Genomic DNA, 23,831 nt, shown 5'->3' on the forward strand with positions numbered 1-23,831 from the left:
GACAATCTTTTCGAACGACACGGGTGTCATTCGACCCCGGCCACCGATCCTTCCACGCCAGGCTACGTCCTGCGCGATTCGGGGTGCGCCCCGACCAGGAGTTGGGCGTGCTCCGGCGAGGTGAGACCATGCCCGCGCACCTGTCATTTCGGTTCCGCGGAGTCGAGCAACCACCGGTCGTCGACGCGGGCGAGGCCGATCAGCATTCGCGAGGAGTCGGTGCGTCCGTCGGGCACGGTGAGGTTGCGGACCTGCTGGTCGAGGAACACCGCGACGACGGCATTGCTGTCGTCGAGCTCGACTATTCCGGCGGCGGTGACGTGCCCGGTCGCCTGTCCCTGCCCGCTGGTCAGCAAGTCCTGCAGGCTCGCCGATACCTCGCGGTACGTCCCGGCGAATTCCTCGGTCGACGTCGACGTCACACGGTCGAGATTGGCGTCCGGGTCGTCGAAGTCGTAGGTGGCGAGACCTTCCGTGTAGGTGGTCGCCGATTCCAGCGCCGAGACCCTGAGCCGGTCGAGTTCGCGGTGCTCGGCGTAGGACACTCCCAGCCAGGCCAGCGCAGCCGCGACCAGAATTGCAGCCGCGGCGACGGCGCCTCGTCTACGCGTCATCCCTGTACTCCTTCCAACAGTGTCGTCCAGTAGTCGAGCGCCTCCACTGCGGTCGGGATCAGCAGCGGATCCTCGGCCATCGGCGGTCCGGTCACGTTCCCCGGCTCGCTCGCGCCCGAGCGGCCCAGCTCGTTCGGGCGCGGGGCGTTCTGTGCACCGCGCTGCTCGAGATCGGGCCCGGGTGGGCAGTAGAGGTTCAGGTTCGGCTCGCGCGGCGACTCGTCGCCGACGCTTCGGCGTGTGGTGTCGTACCAGCACACCGGCCCCTGAGTGCCGACCAGAGTGAAGTTGCCGCGGTCCCCGTCGACAATCGAGGTCAACTCCCCGAGGGTGTCGGGTAGCGCCACGAGAAGCGCCGACAGGGCCGGTGTGCGATCGCCGAGGACACTGCTGACGGACACCATGTTGGTCATCAGCGCCCCGACGGTCCCGCGGGTGTCGTCGAGTAGGGCACTCGTGCGTGCGAGCGCGTCGGGGGAGCGGTCCACCAGGTGGATCAGCGAGGGTTCCTGCGCGAGCAGCTGTTGGGTGATCTCGCGCGCCGCACTCGCCGACCCCGGAATGGAGTCCGATCGCGCGGCGAAGGCGTCGAGCATGGGGGTGCCCGTTTCGACGATGTTCGTGAGTGCGGGGGCGTGTGCGTCGAGCATGCGGGAGAGTGTTTCGGCGTCATCGATGAGCCCCGCCAGTGCGTCACCGGTACCGGCCAGCGCGCTGGACATCGTCTTCGAGAGCTCGGCGACGGAGTCGGGGTCGATGGACTCCGTGAGAGTCGAGGCCTGTAGGAGGAGCTCGTCGAGGCTGCGTGGCTGCAGATCGGACGGCACGTCGAGTCGGTCTCCGTCGGTCAGGTACGGGCCGTCGGCGGTCGTGGGCATGATGTCGAGTGTCTGGATGCCGAGGGCGTTGTTGTTGGTCACTCTCGCCACGGATCCGACGGGTACCAGTGTGCCCGGGTCGAGGGTGAGGTGAAGGTCGGCTCCGAGGGCCGTCTCGGAGATCGAGATATCGGTGACGGAACCGACGGCGACGCCGCGGTAGGTGACGCCCGAGCCGACGGCAAGGTTCACCGCGTCGTCCATCTGCGCAGTCAGTGTGAGCGAGCCGCCGAAGATCTGCGTACCCGGGCCCAGCACGTAGCCGACTCCGACGATCGCCGCGACCACCGCTGTGATGACGAACAGCGACAACTGAATCAGGACGGGTCGTCTCATTCTCCGGCCCCCGTGGGTAGCTGCTGCTGCTGCAGCGTGGACGGCACGTCCGCGAGACGGCCGCCGGTCATGAGCTCGGCGATCGTCTCGGGCAGATCGAGAGCTCCGTCGAAGACGAGGTAGTCACCATGGACAGCGCCGGTGAACCCGTCGATGAACCCGTTCATGTTGTCCAGAGCCGGGGTAACCGACTCGTTGAATCCTCGGATCGATTCGATGATTTGCGTGAGTTGGTCGACACCGCTGACCAGTTGATCCTCGTGGCCCGCGAAAACGTCCTCTGCGGTGGCGGCGAGCGAGGCGCTGCGCTCGACGAGGGAAGCGATGTGGTCGCGTTGTCGGACCAGTAGTTCCATCGTCGGCGCGGCGACTGTGAGGCCCTCGTTCAGTCGCTCGCGGTTGTCTGCGAGCGCGCGGGACACCGAGCCTGCAGCGGTGAGTACGCGGTCGACGTCCGCGCGATGGGCGGCCGCGGCGGCCATGATGCGGTCGGTGCGTAGAAGCAGTTCGCGGATGTCGGGACCGCGGCCACCGAAGGCCGCGTTCATCTCGGTCATGATCGACTCGAGTTGATCGAATCCGCTGCCGTTGAGCACCAGGCCGAGGGCAGCGAGCGAGGATTCGAGTTCGGGCCCGATCTCCGTGTCCTCGATGACGTCGCCGTCAGCCAGTATTGCGTCGGTTGGTATCGGTGACGGGGCGGAGAGTTTCACATACGGCTCGCCCAGCGCGGAGGGAAGTTCGATTGCCGCGGTGACGGTGGCGGGCAGCTCGATCGACTGGGACAGGCTCAGTCGTACCTGGGCTGAACGTCCGTCGGTGGAGAGGTCGTGGACGCGTCCGAGGAGTTGTTGACCCATTCGTACCTCGGTACCCGGTCGGATTCGATCCGCGCGGACGAAGTGTGCGGTGACGACGTAGTCGTCGCCGTCGGCTGTGCGCCCGATGGGAAGTTGTCCCAAACCCACACTGCAGCCGGACAGTAGTAGACACACGCCGAACAGGAGCAGTGCGCGCATCATCGGCCGCCTTCCATCAACTGTGCGAGGCCGAGAGGATCGGAGGTGCTGAGCGGGACCGGTATCGGATTGGTGATGCCGGCCCCGGTGCAGATGGGCAGTGCGAGATCGCGGCACAGTGGGACCGCGGTAGCGAACTGGTTCAGATCGGTCGAGACGTTCAGCCTGATCCGGGCGCGGCGGTCCTCGCCGATGGTGTTTCCGATGTTCTGCAGCATCAGCGGCACGGTGTCGACCAGCTCGGCGAACTGTGCCTCGTTCGCCGCGAGCTGCCCCGTCAGTGCGCTGGCATTCTGCAGCACCGCGCGGATGTCGTCCCCGCGGTCCGCGAGCAGTTGATCGAGTCGGTCGAACATGTCCCGCAGTGCCGCAATGGGTTCGCCGATCTCGAGATCCTGCCGACGGATCTCCTCGCCCAGATCGGCCAAGGAGTTCGTCATCGACGCCACCGCGCCTTCACGTGCCGCGACCGCGCTGATCAGTCGATCCACGTTCTCGATGAGCATGCCGATCTGCTCGCTGTTGCCGCCGACGACGGCCGTTGCCGAGGACACGGCGAGGATCGCGTCGTTAATGTCTGGGCCGAGACCCCTCGTGCCCTCGGCCAGGACGTCCACTGCGCCGCCCACATTCGCCTGCTCCGGACCGAGGGCGCCGGCGATGGTGTTCACGCTGTCGAGCAGTTGATCCCAATTGATCGGAGCGTGGCTGCGTGAGACCGGAATGACGTCCTCGCCCAGCGTCGGGCCGCCGTCGTACGCGGGTCCGAGCTCGACGAACCGGTCACTGATGACGGAGGGGTTCATCACGAACGCCTCCGCGTCGGCGGGGATGTCCACATCGGCGGAGACCGACATGGTTACGCGTACGGACGGACCCTGCGGTGTGACGGTCTCGACGGTGCCGACGGGGACGCCCAGCACGTGCACCGGACTGCCGGGGTAGATGCCGTTGATGTAGGCGAAGTCTGCTGTGACAGTGCGTGCATCGTCGGTGGCGAAAAAGACGAACCACGCGCCCGCGGAGACGACGGCAAGGACGGCGGTGAGCGCGAGCGTCTTCATCGGCCGCACCCCTGTTGGACACCGATCGCGCACAGCAGGTTGTCGGGCAGGGGGCCTGCCGGCGCGGAGACATCGACCCAGCTGCCGTTTCCGGTGGCGTCGGTGACAGCGCGAATGCCCGCCGGCAGTGTGGTCAGCAACTCGTCGATGTTGCGGCCGTTGCGATCGAGGGTGTCGGTCACCGAGCGCATGTTCGTCAGCAGGTGATCGAGCTCGGCGACGTTGTCGCCGAGGAACGCCGAAGCCGAGGTGATCAGAGTTCGCAGGTCGGTCACGAGAGAACCGAGCGCAGTTCGGCGGTCGGCGAGAGTGCCGAGCACGAGCTCGGCGTTGCCGACGAGAACCGCGATGGACTCGCTCTCGGCGGCAATGGTCGTCGACAGTGCTTTCGTGGTCTCGAGTAGGCTCGCGATCTGTTCGTCGTTGCGTGCCAACATCGACGATGCTGCGGTGACCCCGGCAAGCGCGTCGGTCACGACGGTCCGGTCGGTGGGTACCGTCTCGCGCAGCGTGCTCACCATCTCTTCGAGGGCGGGTACGTCGAGTTCGGCTGCCGTTGTGCTTGCCTTTCCAGCTATCTCGTCGAGGGAGTACGGCACCGAGGTGCGATCGATCGGAATGGTCCGATCCGGCCCGACCGGGCCACTGCCAGCAGGGGTGATCTCGAGGTATCTCTTGCCGAGCACGGTGCGAAGCTTGACGGCGGCCCTGGTGCGGTCGCCGAGGGACTGTCGATCGTCGAGGCGGAAGTGCACTTCGACGCGGCCGGCAGCCAGTTCCACGCTGTCGACGCGTCCGGCCGGAACTCCCGCCACGTACACGGGGTCGGCCGCGGTGAGTCCGCCGGCATTGGCGAACTCTGCGCTGTACGCCCCTGTCCGTACCAGGTACCAGCCTTGCGGAACGGCCAGTGCTGCCAACAAGAGTGCACCGATCAGCGCTATGCCGACCACACCGAGCCTCGCCGTGGTCATCGGCAGATCTCCGTGTAGCTGTCCCCGAAGATGTTCACTTCCTGATCGCCCGCCTTCACCGTGAAATTGCAGGTGTACAAGTTGAGCCAGCTTCCGTAGTCGCCGAGATGATTGATGGACCGCGCAAGGGTTGGCAGCAGCGTCATCGTGCGCTCGAACTGCGTGGTGTTCGCGGTCCACGCATCCGTCATCTCGTTGACGCGATCCACTGTCACATCCAGTGGTTCGGCCGTGCCGGTCATCAGCGTGGTCAGCGCAGCGACAGCGCCTGCGCCGTCGTCGAGGACGGTGATCACCGAGGCATTCCGGTCGGCGACGACCTGACTCATCTCCGTCAGTCCCGTGATGAGGCGCGAGATGTCATCGCCGTGTGCCGTCATCGTCTGCAGTACCGCGTCGAGGTCGGCGATCAGATCGGAAATGATCCGGTCGTTGTCGGCGAGCCCCCTCGTCACGGTGGCCACATGGGCGAGAAGCGAGTCGATGGTGGCTGCCTCCCCGCTGAACGCGTCGACGATGGACCGCGCCAACGTCTCGACCTGTTCCGGCTCGATGGCGTCGAACAGTGGTTTGAAGCCGTTGACCAGCGCGGTCAGATCGACCGGTGGGGTGGTTCGATCGAGTCCGATCATGCTGTCCGCACCGAGCGTGCCCGACGGCTCGATCGGGGAGACCAGCGCAAGATAGCGGGCACCGAGCATGTCGCCGTATCGGATCTCGGCCGTGACGTTGGCGGGTATCGGCACCGCCGACTGCACGGAGAATCCCACGACGGCAGTACTTGTCGATCCGGCAGTGCTGAATTCGACGTCGTCGACTCGGCCGATCCGAACCCCGGCGAGCGTCACGTCGTTGCCGCTTCGGAGACCCTCGACCCCGGTGAACTCGGCAGTGTGGCTCACCGTTGTGCCTTGGACGGGAACGCTGAGCGTATTGACCACGAGAACGGCCGAGATCGCTCCGGCCACCGCGAACGCGGCGAGCTGTGTGAGGGGGCGGCGTAGCGAGGTCATCGGATCGCCACCTCGGTGCCGCGCAGAATCGGTGCGAGCAGCATGGTGCTCGCGGGGTTCAGCGGGCCAGGTGCCCCCGCTGCCTCCTGCACTTCCGCGAGCGCGCAGTTGGGCCCGTCCAGACCGGGATACTGCGGGCAATCGGCCGCTGTGTAGGGGAGGGGCTCGGAGAAGTCGGGTACGGCGGTGATGTCGAAGCGCCCGCTGGCGAAGATCCGCGTACCTGCGGCGCCGAAGGGTGCGAACCGATCGAGCGCGGTTGCCAGACCAGAGGCGTTGCCGGCGACGGTGTCCAATGCCGGTGCGCCGCGCCGGATCACAGCGACGGTGTGGGCACGGTTTTCTGACGCGATGTCATCGGCGGAGGAAGCCAGCACGGCGGCGCTGGTCAACAGTGCTTCGACTCCGCCGGAACGGTCGAGCGCCATCTGCGACAGGGACGTAGCAGCATCGAGGGTGGCGATGACGTCCGGTGTGGCAGCGTCGAAAGCTTCTGTCACCTGGCGTATCTCGGGAAGGCGTGAGATCGCGGCATCGAGGTGTGGTTCGAGCAGGGCGGTTGTCGACGAGAGGCGGTCGATGGTGGCGCCGATGTCCTCACCCCGGCCGCGCAGGGCGGTGCTGATCGCGGTCAGCGCGGTTTGGAGCTCGGCGGGTTCGAGCCGGTGCAGGAGGTCGGTCACCTTTCGGTAGACCTCGCCGAGTTGAATCGCTTCCTCGGAACTGTCGACGGCAAGCCGATCACCGGCCTCGAGCGACGCGGATGCACCGGGTATCGAGGTAGGTGCGCCGGGATCGGGAATCAGTTGAATGTAGACGTCACCGAACAACGTTCGCGGAACTATGCGCACGAGGGCCGAGGCCGGAACGCGGTCGATCTCGTCGGCGTCGATGCGCATCGTCACCCGTGAGATCTCTACGCCGCTGTCGATTCCGGCGACCGTACCGATCTGCACTCCCCGATGTGCCACACCGATCTCGCCGACGAGCAGACCGGCCGAGGCGGGTACGTCGGCGAAGACCACGGGGTCCTCGTCCAGCGCGCCGCTGCCGTAGACGACGCTGGCGGCGGCGGTTGCCACCAGCAGGATCATTGCGGCGAGACCACGGGCGGCGAGCATGCTCGGGCTCGGACCGAGGCGACGCGGTGGCGTCGTCGAGCGGGCGGCGGTCACGACACACCGAGCCCGGGCACGGTCGGAACGATGCCCCACAGCGCGAAGGTGAGGAAGACGTCGGTGATACCGATCGCGAGGATGCTGGTGCGCAGTGCACGCCCGGCCGCGCGGCCCACGCCCTCGGGGCCACCCGAGGCGTGAAAGCCGTAGCAGCAGTGCACGAGTGCGACGACGATGGCGAAGACCACTGCCTTGGTCATCGAGTAGACGAGATCCCCGGGTGTCAGGGCAAGGTGGAAGTAGTAGTCGTAGGTTCCCGCGGAGCTGCCGCCGAAGTTCACCACGACCAACCGCGTGGCGACGAACGCGGCGATGAGCCCCACGAGGTAGATGGGGATGATGCAGACGACGGCGGCGATCAATCGGGTGGTGGCGAGGAACGGAATCGACCGCACCGCCATCGAATCCAGCGCATCGATCTCGTCGGAGATGCGCATCGCGCCGAGTTGTGCGGTGAAACCGGTACCGACCTTGGCCGCGAGGGCAATGCTGGCGATGACCGGTGCCAGTTCACGGGTGTTCACGATGGCGGACAGCAGCCCGGACAGCGATGTCAGGCCGATCAGGTCCAGGCCGCGATAGGTTTCGACGCCCACCATCATCGCTGCGACGGCGGACATGGCGAAGACTATGCCGATGGTGCCGCCGCCCGCCAGCAGGGATGCGTACCCGAAGCTGACTTCGCCGATGTGGTGTGCGATGTGTTTGGAGTATCTTCGGATAGTGAAGGGAATGGCTGCGACCGTCTCGGCGTAGAACGTCACGTGACGGCCGAACTCGGTGAATATGCCCGTCGCTCTTCGGCTTCGATGCCGCAGACGATGAAGGTTGTCCGAGACCATCAGTACGTCCCCACTGCGGGGACCACGACTGCATACAACTGGGACAGCACAGTGTTGACCACGAACACCATCACGAACGCCAATACGACTGCCTCGTTGACGGCATCGGCGACGCCGCTGGGTCCGCCCTTGGCGTTGAGCCCCTTGTAGGAGGCGATGAGCGTCGAGGTCACGGCGAAGCACACCGATTTCACCATCGCCATCGTGAAATCGGAAACCCGTCCGTACTCGCTGAACGTGGTGAGGAAGGCGCCGGCGGACTGGTCGGCGACGAACACCTGGTAGAAGAAGCACGCACCGACTCCGACGACCGTCACCATGGCGCAGACCGCGACGGCGACGAACATCGATGCGATCAACCGCGGCACGACGAGCCTGTCGATGACGTCGAGGCCCATCACCTGCATCGCGGCGATCTCCTCGCGAATGGTGCGCGAGCCCAGATCGGCGCAGATGGCCGAGCCCGCCACGCCCGCCATCATCAGGGCGCACACGAGTGCGGCTGCCTGCCCGACCACCACGAACGCCACCACGGCGCCGGAATAGGCACCGGCGCCGAGCCTTCCGGCGAGCGAGCCGACCGACACCGCGATGAGCACGCCGATGGGAAGCATCAGCAGCAGTGTCGGCACCGTGCAGACGCGCGCGATGAACAGTGCCTGCAGAACTGTCTCTGCCAGGGACAGTCTCCTGCGTGCGAGGGTGAGCACGGTACGCGTGAGTGCCGTCACCGAGAACGCGATGAGCCCTCCGACCTGATTCGCGAGGTCGCGTCCAGGGCCCTTCGCCACGGGCAGTTCGACGTTCACCTGCTAGGCGGGTGTCGGCGAATATGTTTTGCGCAGAGCAACTTTGACGACCTTGCCGCTTGCGTTTCGAGGGAGCGCATCGACCACGACGAGTTCCTTGGGGTGCTTGTATCGCGCCAGACGTTCGCCGAGCCAGGTGGTGAGTTCCTCCAGCGTCAGATCAGCGCTTTCGCTGTCGTGGAGAGCGACGACAGCGACGGGGACTTCTCCCCACCTGTCGTCGAGGCGTCCGATGACGGCGGCTTCGAGGATGCGCGGGTGTCCGAACAGGACGTTCTCGACCTCAGCGCAGTAGATGTTCTCGCCGCCGGAAATGATCATGTCCTTCTTGCGGTCGACGACGAAGACGAAACCCTCCTCGTCCTGCCGCACGAGGTCACCGGAGTGGAACCAGCCGCCGGCGAAGGCGTCCGCCGTCGCCGAGGGGTCCTGCCAGTACCCCTCCATCAATGTCGGCCCCCGGTAGACGATTTCGCCGATCTCGCCCTGAGCGACGTCGTTCATCTCGTCGTCGACGATCCGTGCGGCGATCGTCGGGATGACTCGTCCGACCGAACCCAGCTTGCGGAGAGCATCCTCGCCGTCGAGAACGCACGTGATGGGCGACATTTCGGTTTGACCGAATACGGCGACGTTCAGGGCGTCCGGGAACGTCTCCGCCATGGCTTCGAGGACCGTGTCCGACGCCGGTGCCGCGCCCCAGGAGATGACTCGCAATCGCAACTTTCGTGGATGGCGGGACTGCTCGGCGCACATGGCCTGCCACTGGACCGGGACGAGAAACAGGGTGGTCACGCCCTCGGCTTCGAGCACGTCGAGCAGCGCTGCCGGGTCGAATGCGCCCACCGGGTACACCACGGTCGGTATGCCGAGTTGCAGGTTGGGTGCGAGACTGCCGAGGGCCGCGATGTGAAACATCGGCGATGCGCAGAAGCCGATCTCGTCGACGCCGCGCATCTGCAGCGCACGGATGCACGTCAGTGACTGGGCTGCCATGTTGGAGTGCGTGAGCACTGCCCCCTTCGGCCTACCGGTCGTCCCCGAGGTGTACATGATGAGTGCGGGTGCGCTGTCGGGGACGTCCACGGGTGACGCCGGTGTGGATTCGGCCAGCAGGGCCTCGTAGGTCTCGCCGACAGTGATGATCTCGTAGAGTGAATCGGTCCGATCGGCAACGGCTCCCGCCAACGGGGCCAGCGTCTCGTCCGTCACCATCAGGGCGGCGCCGCTGTTCTCGGCGAGAAAGGAGACCTCCGGGGGCGTCATTCTGAAGTTGACCGGTACGGCAAGGGCGCCGAGTGCGTTGATTGCGAGCACCGCTTCCAGGTACTCGGGTCGGTTGAGCATCAGGATGAGTACGCGGTCTCCGAAGCCGACCCCTCGACGGCTCAGGACACCCGCGAAACGGTCTACTCGATCGGAAAGCTGGCTCCACGTGATGGAAGCGCCCTCGAAGCGAAGCGCGAGAGCGTCGGGCTGCATCAACGCGTGGCGTCGCACCTGGTTGTTCCAGTTGTTTCGCGTCGATCGCTCTGGTTCGTTGACGTCGGGGGCTGCGGTTTCGGGGGATGCGGTTTCGGGGGATGGGGTTTCGAGGTCCGAGTGGGCTGCCATCGTGGGGTTCCTGTCTGTCTGCGGGCGGGGACAAGTGTGAGCCAGCTTACAATCGCCGCGTCCGATCCGAAGCCAGAATGGCAACGGCTGATTACGGTTTGCCAAGTTCATCTGCGCATGTGACAACGTGGATAAGTTTGTCGCTATTCGCGTGCAAACTCCGGTCTTCTCCGCTCGAGCACTGCCGCGATACCCTCGCGGAAATTGGGCGAGGTCAGCAGTTCGATCTGTCCCGCGGCTTCGCGGCAGAGTGCGTCCTCGAGCAGCGCCAGCGTCGAGGCGGTCATCGCGCGTTTGGTCAGTTCCAGTGCTCGGCGTGGGCCGCGTGCGAGCTTTCGAGCGATCTTCTGCACCCGTTCTTCGAGGTCCGCAGCGGGCAGAACCTCGTTGATCAGTCCGGATCGGGCGGCGTCGGTGGCGCTCATCGGTTCGGCCAGCAGTGTCATCGCGTTGGCGCGTGCACGGCCGATCGCCGCGGGCACCAGCAGGCTACTACCGCCGTCGGGCATCAACCCCACGTTCGTGAACGCAAGCAGGAAGACTGCTTCCTCGGCCGCGTACACCAGGTCCGATGCCAGTGCAAGAGAGGCGCCGACACCCGCCGCGATGCCGTTGACCTGGGCGATGACCGGCACGGGTAGTTCGATGACGGCGCGGATCAGAGCATTCCCCGTGCGCATCGTCTCGGTCGCGTTCGCTGTCGATTCCTCCGGGGAGGCAGGAGCGGCCGAGGACAACTCGGTGATATCGGCACCGGTGCTGAAGGCGCTACCGGTTCCGGTGATCACGACGACACGCACGTCGGGCCGGTCGGCGAGACCGGTCAGCGCCTCGGTCAACGCGTTCGCGGCGGGACCGTCCAACGCATTCATCCGGGCCGGCCTGTCGATGCGAATTCTCGCAATGCCGGCGGCCACGTCGGTGCCGACGCCCGTGGTCATCGTGCTCCCACCGTGGTTGGCGAACAGTGGGCGGCCTGCCCGTCGAGAAGCGGCGACAGGCGTTCGGTGACAATAGATTCGGCTCCGGAGATCATGCGTGAGACCAGCTCCTGCACCGTCGGAATGTCGTCGATGAGTCCCTGACTCTGGCCGACGGTCCATATCCCGGCGTCCATGTCGCCGTCCTCGAAAACCTTGCGTCCACGGGCGCCCTTGACCAGATGGGCAATGTCCGTGAACTCACATCCGAGGCTTTCCTTGGCCACCACCTCGGCGCTGACCGCGTTCTTGGCGACCCGTGCGGTGTTGCCGAGTGAGCGGAAGATCAGTGTCGTGTCCTTCTCGCTGCCAGCGACGATGGCTTCCTTGACCGCGTGGGAGACCGGGGACTCGACGGTGCACATGAACCGGGTACCCATGTTGACCGCATCGGCCCCGAGCGCGAGCGCGGCGACGAGGCCGCGGGCGTCGGCGATCCCGCCGGAGGCGATGACCGGAATGCGCAACCGCGACGTGGTCGCGGGGATGAGGACAAGGTTCGGCACGTCGTCCTCACCCGGATGACCTGCGCACTCGAACCCGTCGATACTGACGGCGTCGACGCCGGTGAGTTCGGCTTTGACCGCATGCCGGACGCTGGTGCATTTGTGGATGACCTTGATCCCGGCATCTTTGAAGTACGGAAGATGTTCGACGGGGTTGGATCCGGCGGTTTCGACGATCTTGATGCCCGAATCGATGATGGCCTGGCGGTATTGGGCATACGGCGGCGGGTCGATCGAGGGCAGGATCGTCAAGTTCACGCCGAACGGGCGATCCGTCAGCTTCCTGCAGCGCGCGATCTCCTCGATCAGAGCCTGTGGGGTCGGTTGGGTCAGGGCGGTGATGAAGCCCAGGGCCCCTGCGTTGGCGACGGCTGCCACGAGCTCGGCGCGACCGACCCACATCATGCCGCCTTGCACGATGGGGTGGTCGACTTCGAACATGCGGGTGAACGAGGTGTGCAACATCTCTTGGCGACACTTCCGATCGGATCGTTGGCCTGCCGGGCGTCAGATGGCGCCACCTCAAGCTCAATTAGGCGAATTGCCGCTAACTTAACATTGGGATTCGGCTGCCTGTCAAGGGTGGAGCAATATCCTCAATGTCAACACAAGGTGCGAGCTACGGCTAATATGATGGAAATTTCCACAAGCATCGAGGACGGCAATGACTGACACGGCGGCAGCTGGCAACGACGCACCACCTCGTCGTCGGCGACCGAAAAACCGCAAGGCCCAGATTCTGAGTGCCGCTGCCGAGGCATTCAGTGAGCGGGGGTACCACGCGGTCGGTGTCGATGACATCGCGGCAGTCGTTGGAATCTCTGGGCCCGCGCTCTACCGGCACTTCCCGACCAAGTACGCCCTGTTCACGCACGCGGTCATGCGTCTCGCCGACACTTTGATGGCTGCGACCGATCCGGCACTGACGACGGAGTCCGATCCGGAGTCGACGCTGGACGCCGTCGTCCTCGCCATCATCCGCACCACGATCGACAACCGTCGGACGGGCGGTCTGTACCGATGGGAGGGGCGCTACCTGATCGGCGACGACAAAATCGCGCTCCGAGACGCGGTCTTCGAACTCGGTGAGCGTGTCCGCAGACCGTTGCACCGGCTCCGCCCGGAACTGTCCGAAACAGATACAGCGATGCTCTCGACGGCGGCGATCAGCGTGATCGCCAGTATCACGGCGCACCGATCAGCGTTGTCCGCAAAGCAGATCGAAGCGTTGATGTCCAGCGCTGCCTGGTCGATTCTCCGAGCGGACCTGCCGCCGGATTCGCCGACAACCGCGGTGACCGAGGCGCCCCGTCGTGCGCCGGTGTCCAAGCGTGAAGTACTGCTACACCAGGCTATTGCGCTGTTCTACGCTCGCGGGTACCACGAGGTGAGTATCGAGGAGATCGGCGCTGCGGCCGGGATCAACGCTTCCAGCGTGTACCGGCACTTCCCGAGCAAGGCGGAGTTGCTGGCGGCAGCGTTCCAGCGAGCCAACGAGCGGCTGACAGTTGCACTCGGCGACGCGCTCGCGGAGTCCGAATCCTCGGTCCAAGCCATCGAAGCCCTCGCGCGTCTCTACACCGAATTATCCTTCGAAAGAAGCGAATTGCTCGCAGTCTACTTTGCCGAGATCGGCAACGTACCGGCCGATCAGCGAACCACGCTCCGCAACGTGCAGCGACTCAATGTCGAGGAGTGGGCACATCTGGTGCGTGAGGCACGGCCCGAACTCACCGGCGTCGGGGCACGTTTCCTGGTTCACGCCGCCCTCGGATTGGTCTTCGACGTCGGACGCGTCGTTCGCTTCGATCGCAGTCCGAGCACGATCCGCAGGGTCCAGCACCTGATGACCACCGTCCTACTGGGATAAACGACTCTAGGAGTACACATGTCAGACACTGCAGCACCAGAACGGTTTCGCGAGCTACTCGCGATGGAGTCCGGCGTGGAGACTACCGAGCTGGATCAGCTTTGGTCTCGCCTCGACACGGTCCGGGCGGAGGATATTCTCGGCTCGTACAAGGGCAGTGCGTTTGCGACGGGCCATGGACTGTGCCGGGCCCTGCCGGCAAGCAACTGGTACGGCAAGGACTTTCGCTCGATCACCGATGCCAAGCCGCTGATCTGCCGGGCCGAGGACGGAACGCTGTTCTCGAATATCGAGTTGGGTCAAGGTGAAGCCTCACTGTGGAACATCGAGTTCCGCGGCGAGGTCACCGCCACGATGGTCTACGACGGCAAGGCCGTTTTCGATCACTTCAAGAGGATCGACTCGAAGTCATTGATGGGCATCATGAACGGCAAACCGGAACTGGTCCAATCACGCGGCGAGTTCTTCTACTTCGCGCTGGAACTGTGCTGATGGTGCGTACCGATGCGCTTGTCTCGCGTGATCCACGCGAGCCGTTCACCGTCGAGCAAGTCGACGTCGAGGAGCCGCGGGCCGACGAAATCCTTGTCCGACTCGTCGCCACCGGTATTTGTCACACCGATCTCGTCGCGCGAGGAGCTGGCGCAGTGGATCGGCCCGTGCTGGTCGGCCACGAGGGCGCCGGCATCGTCGAACGCGTCGGATCAGAGGTGACGAGGGTTCGGCCGGGTGACCATGTGATTCTGACCTTCCGGCACTGCGGTGCCTGCGCCAACTGTGCCAAGTCCAGGCCTGCGTACTGCCAGAACGGCCCGGCGCTGAATCAGTTCGGGGCACGCGCGGACGGGACCAGACGCGTGAGTCTCGACGGGGCTCGGATGCGGGACGGATTCTTCGGTCAGTCCAGTTTCGCTCGCTACGCTGTCGCCACCGAGGACAACACAGTCGTGATCGACGCCGATATCGACCTCGAGACTGCCGCCCCGCTCGGCTGCAGCATCCAGACCGGAGCCGGTGCAGTACTCAACGCTCTGCGTCCGGGACCGCAGGACAGCATCGTCGTCTACGGTGTCGGCGGAGTAGGAATGGCTGCCCTGCTGGCCGCCGTAGCAGTCGACGTGGGAACCGTTGTCGTGGTCGAACCGTCACCGATTCGTCGCGCATTGGCCTCGGAGCTGGGCGCCCACCACGTCGTGGATCCTGGCAGTGACGACGTGCTCGTGGCGGTACGAGAGACGACGAAGGGCGGGGCCAGTCACGCGCTGGACACCACCGGCAACTCCGCCGTGATCGCGCAGGCGTTCGACGCCCTGGGAATCGGCGGAGCATTGGTCACCGTGGCCCTCGGCAAGGGGCGACTGGATCTCGACCTTCTCGATATCGTGTTGAAAGGCAAGACCATTCGAGGCTGCTTGGAAGGCGACTGCGTGCCCGCGACATTCGTGCCCGAACTGCTTCGCATGTACGCTGCTGGAGCCTTCCCCATCGACCGTCTTGTCACGCGGTATCCGTTCGCGGACATCAACGTTGCGCTCGAAGACAATCGCCGCGGGGACACGGTCAAGCCGGTCCTGCTGTGGACGTGACGCGCTCTCGCGCATGGCCGTCCGGCCCCTCACCCCATTGATCAGGAGAGAATTTCGATGAGTATCGATTTCACCCAGGAACAGCGTTCGTTCGCCGAGGCTGTCGCCGCGTTCTGCAAGCGTGAGGCAGGCACGCGCGAACAACGCGATGCCCTCACCGAACACGGTACCCACACCCACAACCAGGCGCTTTACGAGAAGATGGCCGAACTCGGCTGGCTCGGATCGACCATTGCCGAGGAGTTCGGCGGCGCCGACGGCGGGGCAGTCGACATGTGCATCCTCCTCGAGGAAGCAGCCAAGGGCATGGCGCCGATCGGCGGAATCGGACCGACGCTGATCACCGGAGCGGCGTACGCCAAGTTCGGTACCCAGGCCCAGAAGGAATCGGTACTCGGGGGCATCGTCGAGGGTAGGAGCTATTCGATCTCGATGTCCGAGCCCGAGGCCGGATCCGACGTCGGTAACCTCAGCTGCCGCGCCGAGAAGACTGCCGGCGGTTGGTTGATCAACGGTCAGAAGACGTGGTGCTCCAACGCGCATTTCGCCGACCGCATCCTCCTCGTTGCCCGGACAGGGAGAGGTGAAGGCAAGCACGAGGGACTGACGATGTTCGACGTGCCCGCCGACGCCCCGGGCCTGTCCATTGTTGGTATCGACACGATGGGTGGCAAGGAAGTCAACGATCTCTATTTCACCGACTGCCTCCTTCCCGAGGATGCCGTGATCGGCGTGGAAGGCCAGGGTTGGGGACAACTGATGACCGGCCTGAACATCGAGCGGCTGATCCTGGCGGCCATGATGCTCGGCACCGCGCAGCGAGCATTCGAAGACACGCTCCAGTTCATCACGCAGCGAAAGCAATTCGGACGCCCGGTCGGGACGTTTCAGGCACTTCGGCACCGTGTCGCCGATCTCGCGACGGAGATCGAATGCGGTCGACTGCTCGTTTACCACCTCGCCCGCCTCGTGGACGAGAACCCGGCCAAGTTCTTCCCGCGGGAGGCGTCGATGGCGAAACTCAAGCTCACCGAGACCGCCAAGAAGGTTGCACTCGAGGGCATGCAGATGATGGGTGGCTACGGCTACGCGACCGAGTTCGACATGGAGAAGCACGTCCGCACCACGCTGGTGTCTTCGATCTACGGCGGCACCAACGAGATTCAGCGTGACATCATCGGCAAGACCTACGGATTGTGACCGCCGGCCACCAATAACAGTTCGGAGCAGTGCTCGACGACCGCATTCTGGTCGAGATCGAGATAGCCGTTGAGCCAGGCCGTCAGTACCTGCGCGAGACCACCGACGATGAAGTGGGCCGTCAGATCGAGGTGCGTGTCGGCTTCGGTGCCGTAGAACTCACTGGCTTGGGCGGCGAGCAAGCCGGCGAACATGCGGGTCGACTCGGCGCGTTTGGCGGCGAGCGCGTCATCCGACACCGTGGCCGCGAACAGAAGCCGTCCGCGGCGTGGGTCCTCGGCAACTGCTTCGACGACGGCGGCGACGGCGGTACGGACGCGTTCGCTCGCCGAATCGCCGGAGGCCGCGAGTGCGGCGAGGGTGGTTGTGGTGATCTCACCGATCACGTGGTCGTACACCGCTTCCACCAGTGCATTCTTGTCGGCGAAGCTCTCGTAGAAGTACCGCGATGCGACGCCTGCAAGGCGGCACACGCCTCGCACGCTCAGCTCGGGTTCGCTGGTGCCGAGCAGGTCGAGGCCGGCCTCGACGAGGGTGCGGCGGCGTTCGGCGACACGTGCCGAGCCGTCCACTCCGCCGTATGTCCGAGGGGATGGATCCATGGAGACATCTTGACATCGTTCTACCCGCGCGCCTAGCGTCATCTGCACACGCATGTACTCAGATGGCCGAATTCGAAGGAAGTGGCGATGACCGCCCACACGGAAGACAACGAACTACTGCGCAAATCCATGTCAGGGTTCGGGCTGCTCGCCGGCGGGGCAAACGTCATCATGCAGCTCGCCCACCCCGCCGTCGGCTACGGCGTCTACGAGAGCACCGTCGAGACCGGGCAGATCAACCGTCACCCGGTCAAGCGAACCCGCACGACGCTGTCCTACCTGGCCGTCGCGGGCATGGGTGCCGAGGATGTCAAAGCCGCGTACCGGAAGGCCACCAACAGATCTCACACTGCGGTCAAGTCGACGGCGGACAGCCCGGTGAAATACAACGCGTTCGACCCCGACCTACAGCTGTGGGTCGCGGCCTGCCTGTACCGCGGCTTCGAAGATGTCTACTATGCCCTCTACGGCGAACCCGACGCGGACTTCCTCGACGAGATGTACCAACGCTGCCATGTGCTGGGCTCGACGCTGCAGATGCCACGCGAGAAGTGGCCGTCGAACCGCCTCGCATTCGAAAACTACTGGAACGCAGCGCTCGACGAGGTGCACATCGACCCGACCATCAGGAAGTACCTGTACGGGATCGCGTCGGCGACGTTCGTCAAACCCCATGTCCTGCATCCGCTCATCGGACCGTTCATGCGCTTCGTCACCACGGGCTTTCTCCCCGAGCGGTTCCGCGACGAGATGGAACTGCCCTGGGATCCGGTCAAGCAGCGGCGATTCGACCGACTCGTCCGGGCGCTCGCAATGGCCAATCGAGTGACACCGACCGTGCTGCGCCAGATGCCGTTCAATATTCTGCTCTGGGACGTGCGGACCCGAATGGTGCAGGGACGCAGCCTGGTTTAGGCAAGTTCGGTGCGCGGGTCAGTTGCCCACGCCGTTCTGCTGAAGAAAGCGATTCAGATCGCGCGTATCGGTGATGAAGTTGAAGGCCTGCTCTTCACCGCTGATCGTGAAGGAGTTGACCCCGATTACTTCGCCGTTTGCATTGACTGTCGGTCCGCCCGACATGCCACCGCTGATGTCAGCGTTCACCTCGAGACCTGCGACGCCCCGCTCGGATATCTGCCTCGATGACACTGTTCCTGTCTTGAACGATGGATTCGGAATTACCATTTCGTTCGAAACAGCGCTGACGCTCGACGGGAACCCTATCGCGGTTACCGGATCGCCACTTTCCGCTTGCTCGCTTGCAACTCTGAGAGCAGGAGTATCACCATTGACGCCGTTTGCGCGGAGAAGCGCCAGATCGCCGTCTTGGGATTTGATCAGATCCACCAATTGAACGGGCATCCAATCGTTGATAACTTGGCCTTCGATGCTCGGCTGCTTGATTGTCAGGACGACGTCCAGCGGCGCGCCCGCGTCGAACCCTTCGACTTTCCAGTTCGAGATGGCATCATTGGCCAGGTCTATTGCGCCTTCGTAGTCGAGGAACTCCTGAATTATTCGCTTTCGCGCCTCCTCTGGGTCGACGCAATGTCCGGCGGTGACGATTTCTCCCTCGGACCCGGCGAACCATCCCGTGCAACCCGAAGTCACTGTCCACTCGTCGGACCACTCGAGGCCACCGTCCGTCGTCGGGTACTGGACGTATCCCGAGGTTTCGATCTGAAGAAACACGATCGAGTCGTCGATCACCTTGTTGTCGCTGACGGCTCCCGAGGCGTCCGTAGCTGCCGCGGGCGCGGCGTCACCACTTTCGGATTCCGTAGTCGAATCAGAACTGGAGCAACCCGACACAAGCGCAATGGCAAGCACGGGTAGCGATAGCAGTGACACCACACGAGATTTCATAGTGTTCTCCGGTGTGAGTACGACGTCCCCGACGTTTCTCTCAGTTCTACTCTTGTCGAGGCGTTTTCACTAGACGTCGGGATCGAGAAGATCCGCCGTACAAGTTAGATGCGGTAGGAAACGACCGGAGAGAGTATTGGGAACTATCGACCTACGACGACGCCTTAGTGCTCCGCTTTCGCTTCTTCAGCAGCCTCGAAACGCCGAGCTGCGCCGCGACGATGATGGCGCCGACGATCAGGCCGAGCAGAGCCGACGCGAGAGTGTTCACGATCCACGCGAGCACACCACCGATGCCGGCGACGTCCCCGACGAGTTCCTCGCCGTGATGGACCACGTCGTAGATGGGGTGGAAACCCAACTCGTCGATACCGACGAGGAGGATGTGGCCACCGACCCACAACATCGCAGCCGTGCCGACGACGCTGAGCACCGACATCACCTTCGGCATCGCCTTGACGAGTCCGCGGCCGAACTTCTCGACGACACCGGACCTGGTATCTGCCAACTGCAACCCGATGTCGTCCATCTTCACGATCAGTGCGACGACGCCGTAGACGACGATGGTAATGACCACCGCGACCACCGCGAGAATGATCAGCCGACTCCAGAAGCCCTCGCCGGCGATGGTGTCGAGGGCGATGACCATGATCTCGGCGGACAGGATCAGATCGGTGCGCACAGCGCCGGAGACGACTGTGTCCTCGTCCTTCGGTACGTCCTCGGCGGCCTCGTGGTGAGCACCGTGGCCGAAGACCGCGCCCCAGATCTTGTGCACCGCCTCGTAGGCGAGGTAGCAGCCTCCGAGCATCAGAATCGGCGTCAGCAGCCACGGGAGGAACTGGCTGAGCAGCAGCGCGATGGGGAGGATGATGATGAGTTTGTTGCGCAGTGACCCGATCGCGATGCGCTTGATGATCGGGAGCTCACGCTCGGCGGCGAGGCCCCGGACGTACTGCGGCGTCACCGCGGCGTCGTCGATGACCACACCGGCAGCTTTCGCCGTCGCCTTGCTCGTTGCCGCACCGACGTCGTCGATCGAGGCCGCCGCCAAACGCGCAAGCGCGGCAACGTCGTCGAGAAGAGCGACAAGTCCACCCGCCATGGAGTCCTCCTGAGATCGGTCCGGTCGCCATGACCAGAACTCAAGATACCGCGCCGCTCGCCACCCGAAACCAGACCAAGAAGGCTGTTACCATCCTCCCGTGTTGCTGACGAGACGAGTAATTGCCGCGCTGTCCGCCTCGCTGCTGCTGATCGGGGGATCCGCTGCCGCTGCGCAGGCCGCGCCGATCAACGTTCCGTGGTCTCCCGACGCTGCCCTCGATTCCGAGGTGGAGTTCACCTCGGGAGATGTGACGTACTACGGAAGCTTCCGCGCGCCCGTCGGTGAGGTTCGCGGCGCCGCACTGCTGCTCCCCGGCAGCGGGCCGACCGACCGGAACGGCAATCAGGACGGCATTACCCCGAACACACTGGCCTATACCGCTGATGTCCTCGCCGAACGCGGCGTCGCCACGCTGCGGTACGACAAGTTCGGCAGCGGCCGCACCGGCATGGCCGGCCTCGATCCCGCAGATTCGCTCGGCTACACCGACCAGGTCGACACGGCCGAGGCTGCGCTGAACGTGCTGCGGGAACGCACCGGGGTGGCGTCGGAGGATCTCGCGGTCCTCGGCCACAGTGAAGGATCGTTGACGACGCTGTCGTTGAAGGACCGTGGTGTGGACTTCGGACCCGTCGGATTGCTCGCACCGCCGGCACTGAGGTACTTGGACTTGATGTCGCTGCAGCTCAACGCGGCTTTCGATCGTGCGGTCGCCGGCGGTCAGATGACGCCCGAGGCCGCGAGTTCGGAGCGAGCGCGGCTCGCGGTGAGCATCGAGGCGCTGCGAGCCGGCCAGCCACTGCCGTATCCGGAAGATCCCACGCTGGCCCCGCTCGGCATCAATCCGATCAACGCCACGTTCCTCACCGAGATCGACGCCGTCGAACCCACCTCGATCGCAGCCACCCTGGCCCCGTCGACCGACGTTCTGCTGACTTGCTCAGAGAAAGACCTCAACGTCTCCTGCGATCAGATCGACGGACTGCACGATGCGTTGGCAGGGACGGACGTCGAATACGCCCGGTTTGCCAACGCATCGCACACCCTCGGTGAGCTCGGCCCGCTTCCTGCTACGGGTGTCGATCTCTACCTCCCGCTGCCGCTGTCCTCAGAGTTCCGCGGTGCGCTCGGCACGTGGGCGGAGAACACCTTCAGCTGAATCGGTGCTGCTGGAGCCGGCTGTGGGGAAGGGGCATCGCGGCGGATCGGCGAGAGCGCCGAGATCTCGCGGACGGTAGTTCGCGGGGTAACCCGGGTACGTCCGGTTCTTGCCGTCGTCGGTGCTCTTGGACCGCTTTCTCGTCGGCATGAGCCGCACCGCTCGGGCTTTGGCGCGCAGTGCGATCTCGGCCAAGCGCTGGACCGTCGGCGATCCGGTCGGAAAGCCGAAGGCACGTGCCATCCGGTCGTCCATCAGTGCGTAGACCCCGCGCCGGACGGCGGGGTGCATTGCCTCTGGGAACCACGAGCAGAACAGTTCGAGCGTGTACGTGCCGACCCGATGATTGTCCTCGGTGTAGTGGAACGTCAGTTCCTCGTAGTCGAGCTTGAACTTCGCGAGCTCGGTATAGGACTCCGGTATGTTCTTGATTCCCATTCGGATGCCGATCTGCCGATAGAAATGGAACGCGGCGAGGCGTTCCTTCGGGAGAAGCCGGCGCCAGCCGTACCTGTCGATCCAGTCGATGGGCTCGTAGATGAAAGTGCTGAGCACGTACAGCATGTCGTCGTTGGAGATGTCGTACTTGGCATGCATGCGATTGACGGTGCGTAGCGCCTCGACCCCGCGCTCGGACTCGTAGCCGTGTTCGAGCATCTCCGCCATCAACAGTGCGGTGTCGTCGTACCGTTTCTGCGGCCGGTTGGCGAACTCGCCCGTCTTCTCCAGCAGAGTGGAAATGGTTGGCACGCAGTACGTCCGGAACAGCGCAAACTCCAGCGCACGCTGATAGTCCCACGGGAACTCGAACCCGGCGGTGATGCGGTGAATCGCGTGACAATCGCGCTCCGTGTCGAGTTCTTCGATGCGTCGAACCCACCCGTACCGGCCGCGTCGGGGCTTCGATTCCACTGCGTTGGCCATCGCTCAGCTTCTTCCGTGTCGCAGCTTGAGCATCAACGCCGAGACCTTCAGGTCGCGCGCCTTGCGCTGCATCGTCAGTAGATTCATGGGTGCGGCAAACTTCTGCACTGCAAGCGATTTGACGGTGCTGAACTCACGAAGGCCGTCAGCACCGTGGATGCGGCCGAACCCCGAATCGCCGGTGCCGCCGAACGGGAGCGCGGGAATGCCGGCGAAACCGAGCACCGAATTGACGGTGACCACACCGCAGTCCAGCTTTTCTGCAGCGCGACGTCCCGCACCTGGATCCTTGGTGAACACCGAGGCACCGAGGCCGTACACCGAAGCGTTCGCGCGCTCGATGCCCTCGTCGAGATCGCGCACCTTGTTCACCACGACGGTCGGCCCGAATGTTTCCTCGGTGATCGCCGTCGAATCCTCTGGCACGTCCGTGAGGATGACGGGGTCGATGTACGGGCCGTGCAGCGAATCCAGCCCGCCCAGCACTGCCCGTCCGCCCTTGGCCAACGCGTCCTCGATCTGCGCGCGCACGATGTCGCTCTGCTTTCCGAGCGTCATCGGTCCGTAGGAGGAGGTCTTGGCGCCGCCCGGCTTCAGTGCCGACACCGCGGCGGTGAGCTTTTCGACGAAATCTTGGTAGACGGGCTCGGCAACGTAGATCCGTTCCACACCCGCGCACGTCTGACCGGCATTGCCCATCGCACCGAACGTCGCGAACTCGACTGCCGCGTCGAGGTCGGCATCCTTGTCGACCAACATGGCGTCCTTGCCGCCGCACTCGGCGACCAGCGGTGTGAGGCGCTGCGCGCAGGTGGCCATGACCTTCTTGGCGGTTGCAGTCGAGCCGGTGAACGCGATCTTGTCGACGCCCGACTTGCACAGCGCGGCTCCGGTCGATCCGTCGCCGGTGATGGTCTGGAACACCGGATGCGCCGCAGCGAGTGAGTTCCACTTGTCCGCGAGCCAAACACCGACACCTGGTGTCAGTTCGCTGGGCTTGAACACGACGGTGTTTCCGGCGGCAAGTGAGTATGCGATCGAGCCCATCGGGGTGTAGAGCGGGTAGTTCCACGGCCCGATCACTCCGACGACCCCGAACGGGCGGTAGCCGACGTAGGCACTCTGATTGAAGCTGATCAGGCCAGCGGAGACCTTGCGCTGCTCGAGGATCTTTTTCGCGTTGCGGGCGGCCCAATCGATGTGTTCGACGCCCAACATGACCTCGAGTAGCGAGTCCTCGTCGGGTTTGCCTGTCTCGGCAGCGATGACTGCGGCGAGGCTCTGGGCGTCCTTCGCGATTGCGGCCTTGTATTCGAGAAGCCACCGCTTGCGTCCGGTGAAGCCCTGGCTGTCCCACCATCGCGCCGCGGAACGGGCGCGCTCGACAGCGGCGCGGACCTCGTCGGCGTCGGCGACGGGATAGCTGGCGAGAGCCATGCCGGTCCGTGGGTCGAGACTGTCGAAGGTACGAGCTTTCGTCTGTACGACCTGGTCCGTCATGGGCAGCCCTTCAGCTGGAGGTAATTCGGTCACTCACGCAAATCACATCACATATATTTGATGTGATTTACTGTTGTTCAGCTCACACTATGCGGTGCGCGCCCGCTCGACAAGTCGTTCACATCCCGACTCGGACAACGGGCCGTAGGGCCGGTGCGATCGCCTCGACTACAGGAGCATCCTTCGTGA

General features: G+C 64.5%; 23 protein-coding genes. 6 read left to right on the forward strand and 17 right to left on the reverse strand.

The window, feature by feature from the left end; translation table 11 throughout:
- Positions 1-143 precede the first annotated feature (143 nt).
- From KVY23_RS15280 to KVY23_RS15335, 12 genes are all read right to left on the reverse strand, one after another.
- Positions 144-614: a hypothetical protein gene (locus KVY23_RS15280; protein ID WP_230557312.1), complete on the reverse strand. Its 471-nt coding sequence runs from the start codon at positions 612-614 to the stop codon at positions 144-146.
- Positions 611-1,828: an MlaD family protein gene (locus KVY23_RS15285; RefSeq protein ID WP_230557313.1), complete on the reverse strand. Its 1,218-nt coding sequence runs from the start codon at positions 1,826-1,828 to the stop codon at positions 611-613. Before KVY23_RS15285 ends, KVY23_RS15280 begins: the two co-directional genes overlap by 4 nt.
- Positions 1,825-2,850, reverse strand: coding sequence for an MCE family protein (locus tag KVY23_RS15290; RefSeq protein ID WP_230557314.1), 1,026 nt, complete (start codon positions 2,848-2,850; stop codon positions 1,825-1,827). Before KVY23_RS15290 ends, KVY23_RS15285 begins: the two co-directional genes overlap by 4 nt.
- Entirely contained in the window at positions 2,847-3,911 is a 1,065-nt protein-coding gene (locus tag KVY23_RS15295) for an MCE family protein (RefSeq protein WP_230557315.1), read from the reverse strand. The genes KVY23_RS15290 and KVY23_RS15295 overlap by 4 nt, the downstream gene beginning before the upstream one ends.
- Positions 3,908-4,885, reverse strand: a complete 978-nt coding sequence (locus KVY23_RS15300) for an MCE family protein (RefSeq protein ID WP_230557316.1) — start codon at positions 4,883-4,885, stop codon at positions 3,908-3,910. The genes KVY23_RS15295 and KVY23_RS15300 overlap by 4 nt, the downstream gene beginning before the upstream one ends.
- A complete protein-coding gene (locus tag KVY23_RS15305; protein WP_230557317.1) occupies positions 4,882-5,898 on the reverse strand; it encodes an MCE family protein in 1,017 nt (338 codons plus the stop codon). The genes KVY23_RS15300 and KVY23_RS15305 overlap by 4 nt, the downstream gene beginning before the upstream one ends.
- A complete protein-coding gene (locus KVY23_RS15310; RefSeq protein WP_230557318.1) occupies positions 5,895-7,073 on the reverse strand; it encodes an MCE family protein in 1,179 nt (392 codons plus the stop codon). The genes KVY23_RS15305 and KVY23_RS15310 overlap by 4 nt, the downstream gene beginning before the upstream one ends.
- Entirely contained in the window at positions 7,070-7,918 is an 849-nt protein-coding gene (locus KVY23_RS15315) for an ABC transporter permease (RefSeq protein WP_230557319.1), read from the reverse strand. Before KVY23_RS15315 ends, KVY23_RS15310 begins: the two co-directional genes overlap by 4 nt.
- A complete protein-coding gene (locus KVY23_RS15320; protein ID WP_230557320.1) occupies positions 7,918-8,727 on the reverse strand; it encodes an ABC transporter permease in 810 nt (269 codons plus the stop codon). The genes KVY23_RS15315 and KVY23_RS15320 overlap by 1 nt, the downstream gene beginning before the upstream one ends.
- A gap of 3 nt (positions 8,728-8,730) precedes the next feature.
- The gene (gene fadD5 / locus KVY23_RS15325) at positions 8,731-10,341 is read right to left on the reverse strand and encodes a fatty-acid--CoA ligase FadD5 (protein WP_230557321.1); all 1,611 of its coding nucleotides are present in this window, start codon (positions 10,339-10,341) and stop codon (positions 8,731-8,733) included.
- 143 nt (positions 10,342-10,484) lie between these two features.
- A complete protein-coding gene (locus tag KVY23_RS15330) occupies positions 10,485-11,282 on the reverse strand; it encodes an enoyl-CoA hydratase (RefSeq protein ID WP_230557322.1) in 798 nt (265 codons plus the stop codon).
- Complete coding sequence (locus KVY23_RS15335; RefSeq protein ID WP_206509004.1) at positions 11,279-12,292, reverse strand: nitronate monooxygenase family protein; 1,014 nt, start codon at positions 12,290-12,292, stop codon at positions 11,279-11,281. The genes KVY23_RS15330 and KVY23_RS15335 overlap by 4 nt, the downstream gene beginning before the upstream one ends.
- A gap of 199 nt (positions 12,293-12,491) precedes the next feature.
- On the opposite strand from KVY23_RS15335, the gene KVY23_RS15340 reads away from it, so the two are divergent.
- The 4 genes from KVY23_RS15340 to KVY23_RS15355 are packed head-to-tail and all read left to right on the forward strand — an operon-like array spanning position 12,492 to position 16,483.
- Positions 12,492-13,697 (forward strand): TetR/AcrR family transcriptional regulator, encoded by a 1,206-nt coding sequence (locus KVY23_RS15340; RefSeq protein ID WP_230557323.1) that lies wholly within the window; start codon positions 12,492-12,494, stop codon positions 13,695-13,697.
- 18 nt (positions 13,698-13,715) lie between these two features.
- Complete coding sequence (locus tag KVY23_RS15345; RefSeq protein WP_371829846.1) at positions 13,716-14,189, forward strand: DUF4334 domain-containing protein; 474 nt, start codon at positions 13,716-13,718, stop codon at positions 14,187-14,189.
- A 2-nt stretch (positions 14,190-14,191) separates the two neighbouring features.
- Positions 14,192-15,283, forward strand: coding sequence for an NAD(P)-dependent alcohol dehydrogenase (locus KVY23_RS15350; protein ID WP_230557361.1), 1,092 nt, complete (start codon positions 14,192-14,194; stop codon positions 15,281-15,283).
- A 57-nt stretch (positions 15,284-15,340) separates the two neighbouring features.
- Entirely contained in the window at positions 15,341-16,483 is a 1,143-nt protein-coding gene (locus tag KVY23_RS15355) for an acyl-CoA dehydrogenase family protein (RefSeq protein WP_230557324.1), read from the forward strand.
- On the opposite strand, the gene KVY23_RS15360 is transcribed toward KVY23_RS15355, so the two are convergent.
- Positions 16,471-17,085, reverse strand: a complete 615-nt coding sequence (locus KVY23_RS15360) for a TetR/AcrR family transcriptional regulator (RefSeq protein WP_230557325.1) — start codon at positions 17,083-17,085, stop codon at positions 16,471-16,473. The genes KVY23_RS15355 and KVY23_RS15360 overlap by 13 nt on opposite strands.
- 87 nt (positions 17,086-17,172) lie before the next feature.
- Between KVY23_RS15360 and KVY23_RS15365 the strand changes: the two genes are divergently transcribed.
- Complete coding sequence (locus tag KVY23_RS15365) at positions 17,173-18,000, forward strand: oxygenase MpaB family protein (protein ID WP_230557326.1); 828 nt, start codon at positions 17,173-17,175, stop codon at positions 17,998-18,000.
- An 18-nt stretch (positions 18,001-18,018) separates the two neighbouring features.
- Here KVY23_RS15365 and KVY23_RS15370 read toward each other — a convergent pair whose 3' ends face one another.
- Positions 18,019-18,696 (reverse strand): serine protease, encoded by a 678-nt coding sequence (locus tag KVY23_RS15370; protein ID WP_230557327.1) that lies wholly within the window; start codon positions 18,694-18,696, stop codon positions 18,019-18,021.
- 406 nt (positions 18,697-19,102) lie between these two features.
- The gene (locus KVY23_RS15375; protein ID WP_230557328.1) at positions 19,103-20,056 is read right to left on the reverse strand and encodes a DUF808 domain-containing protein; all 954 of its coding nucleotides are present in this window, start codon (positions 20,054-20,056) and stop codon (positions 19,103-19,105) included.
- Positions 20,057-20,156: 100 nt separating this feature from the next.
- Between KVY23_RS15375 and KVY23_RS15380 the strand changes: the two genes are divergently transcribed.
- Positions 20,157-21,218: an alpha/beta hydrolase gene (locus KVY23_RS15380; RefSeq protein ID WP_230557329.1), complete on the forward strand. Its 1,062-nt coding sequence runs from the start codon at positions 20,157-20,159 to the stop codon at positions 21,216-21,218.
- On the opposite strand, the gene KVY23_RS15385 is transcribed toward KVY23_RS15380, so the two are convergent.
- Both KVY23_RS15385 and KVY23_RS15390 read right to left on the reverse strand, forming a co-directional pair.
- Positions 21,168-22,142: an oxygenase MpaB family protein gene (locus tag KVY23_RS15385; RefSeq protein WP_230557330.1), complete on the reverse strand. Its 975-nt coding sequence runs from the start codon at positions 22,140-22,142 to the stop codon at positions 21,168-21,170. The genes KVY23_RS15380 and KVY23_RS15385 overlap by 51 nt on opposite strands.
- A gap of 3 nt (positions 22,143-22,145) precedes the next feature.
- Positions 22,146-23,642, reverse strand: coding sequence for an aldehyde dehydrogenase family protein (locus KVY23_RS15390; RefSeq protein WP_230557331.1), 1,497 nt, complete (start codon positions 23,640-23,642; stop codon positions 22,146-22,148).
- Between the last annotated feature and the right edge of the window lie 189 nt (positions 23,643-23,831).

The organism is Rhodococcus sp. I2R (assembly GCF_020889545.1).
In the GTDB taxonomy this organism is placed as follows: domain Bacteria; phylum Actinomycetota; class Actinomycetes; order Mycobacteriales; family Mycobacteriaceae; genus Rhodococcoides.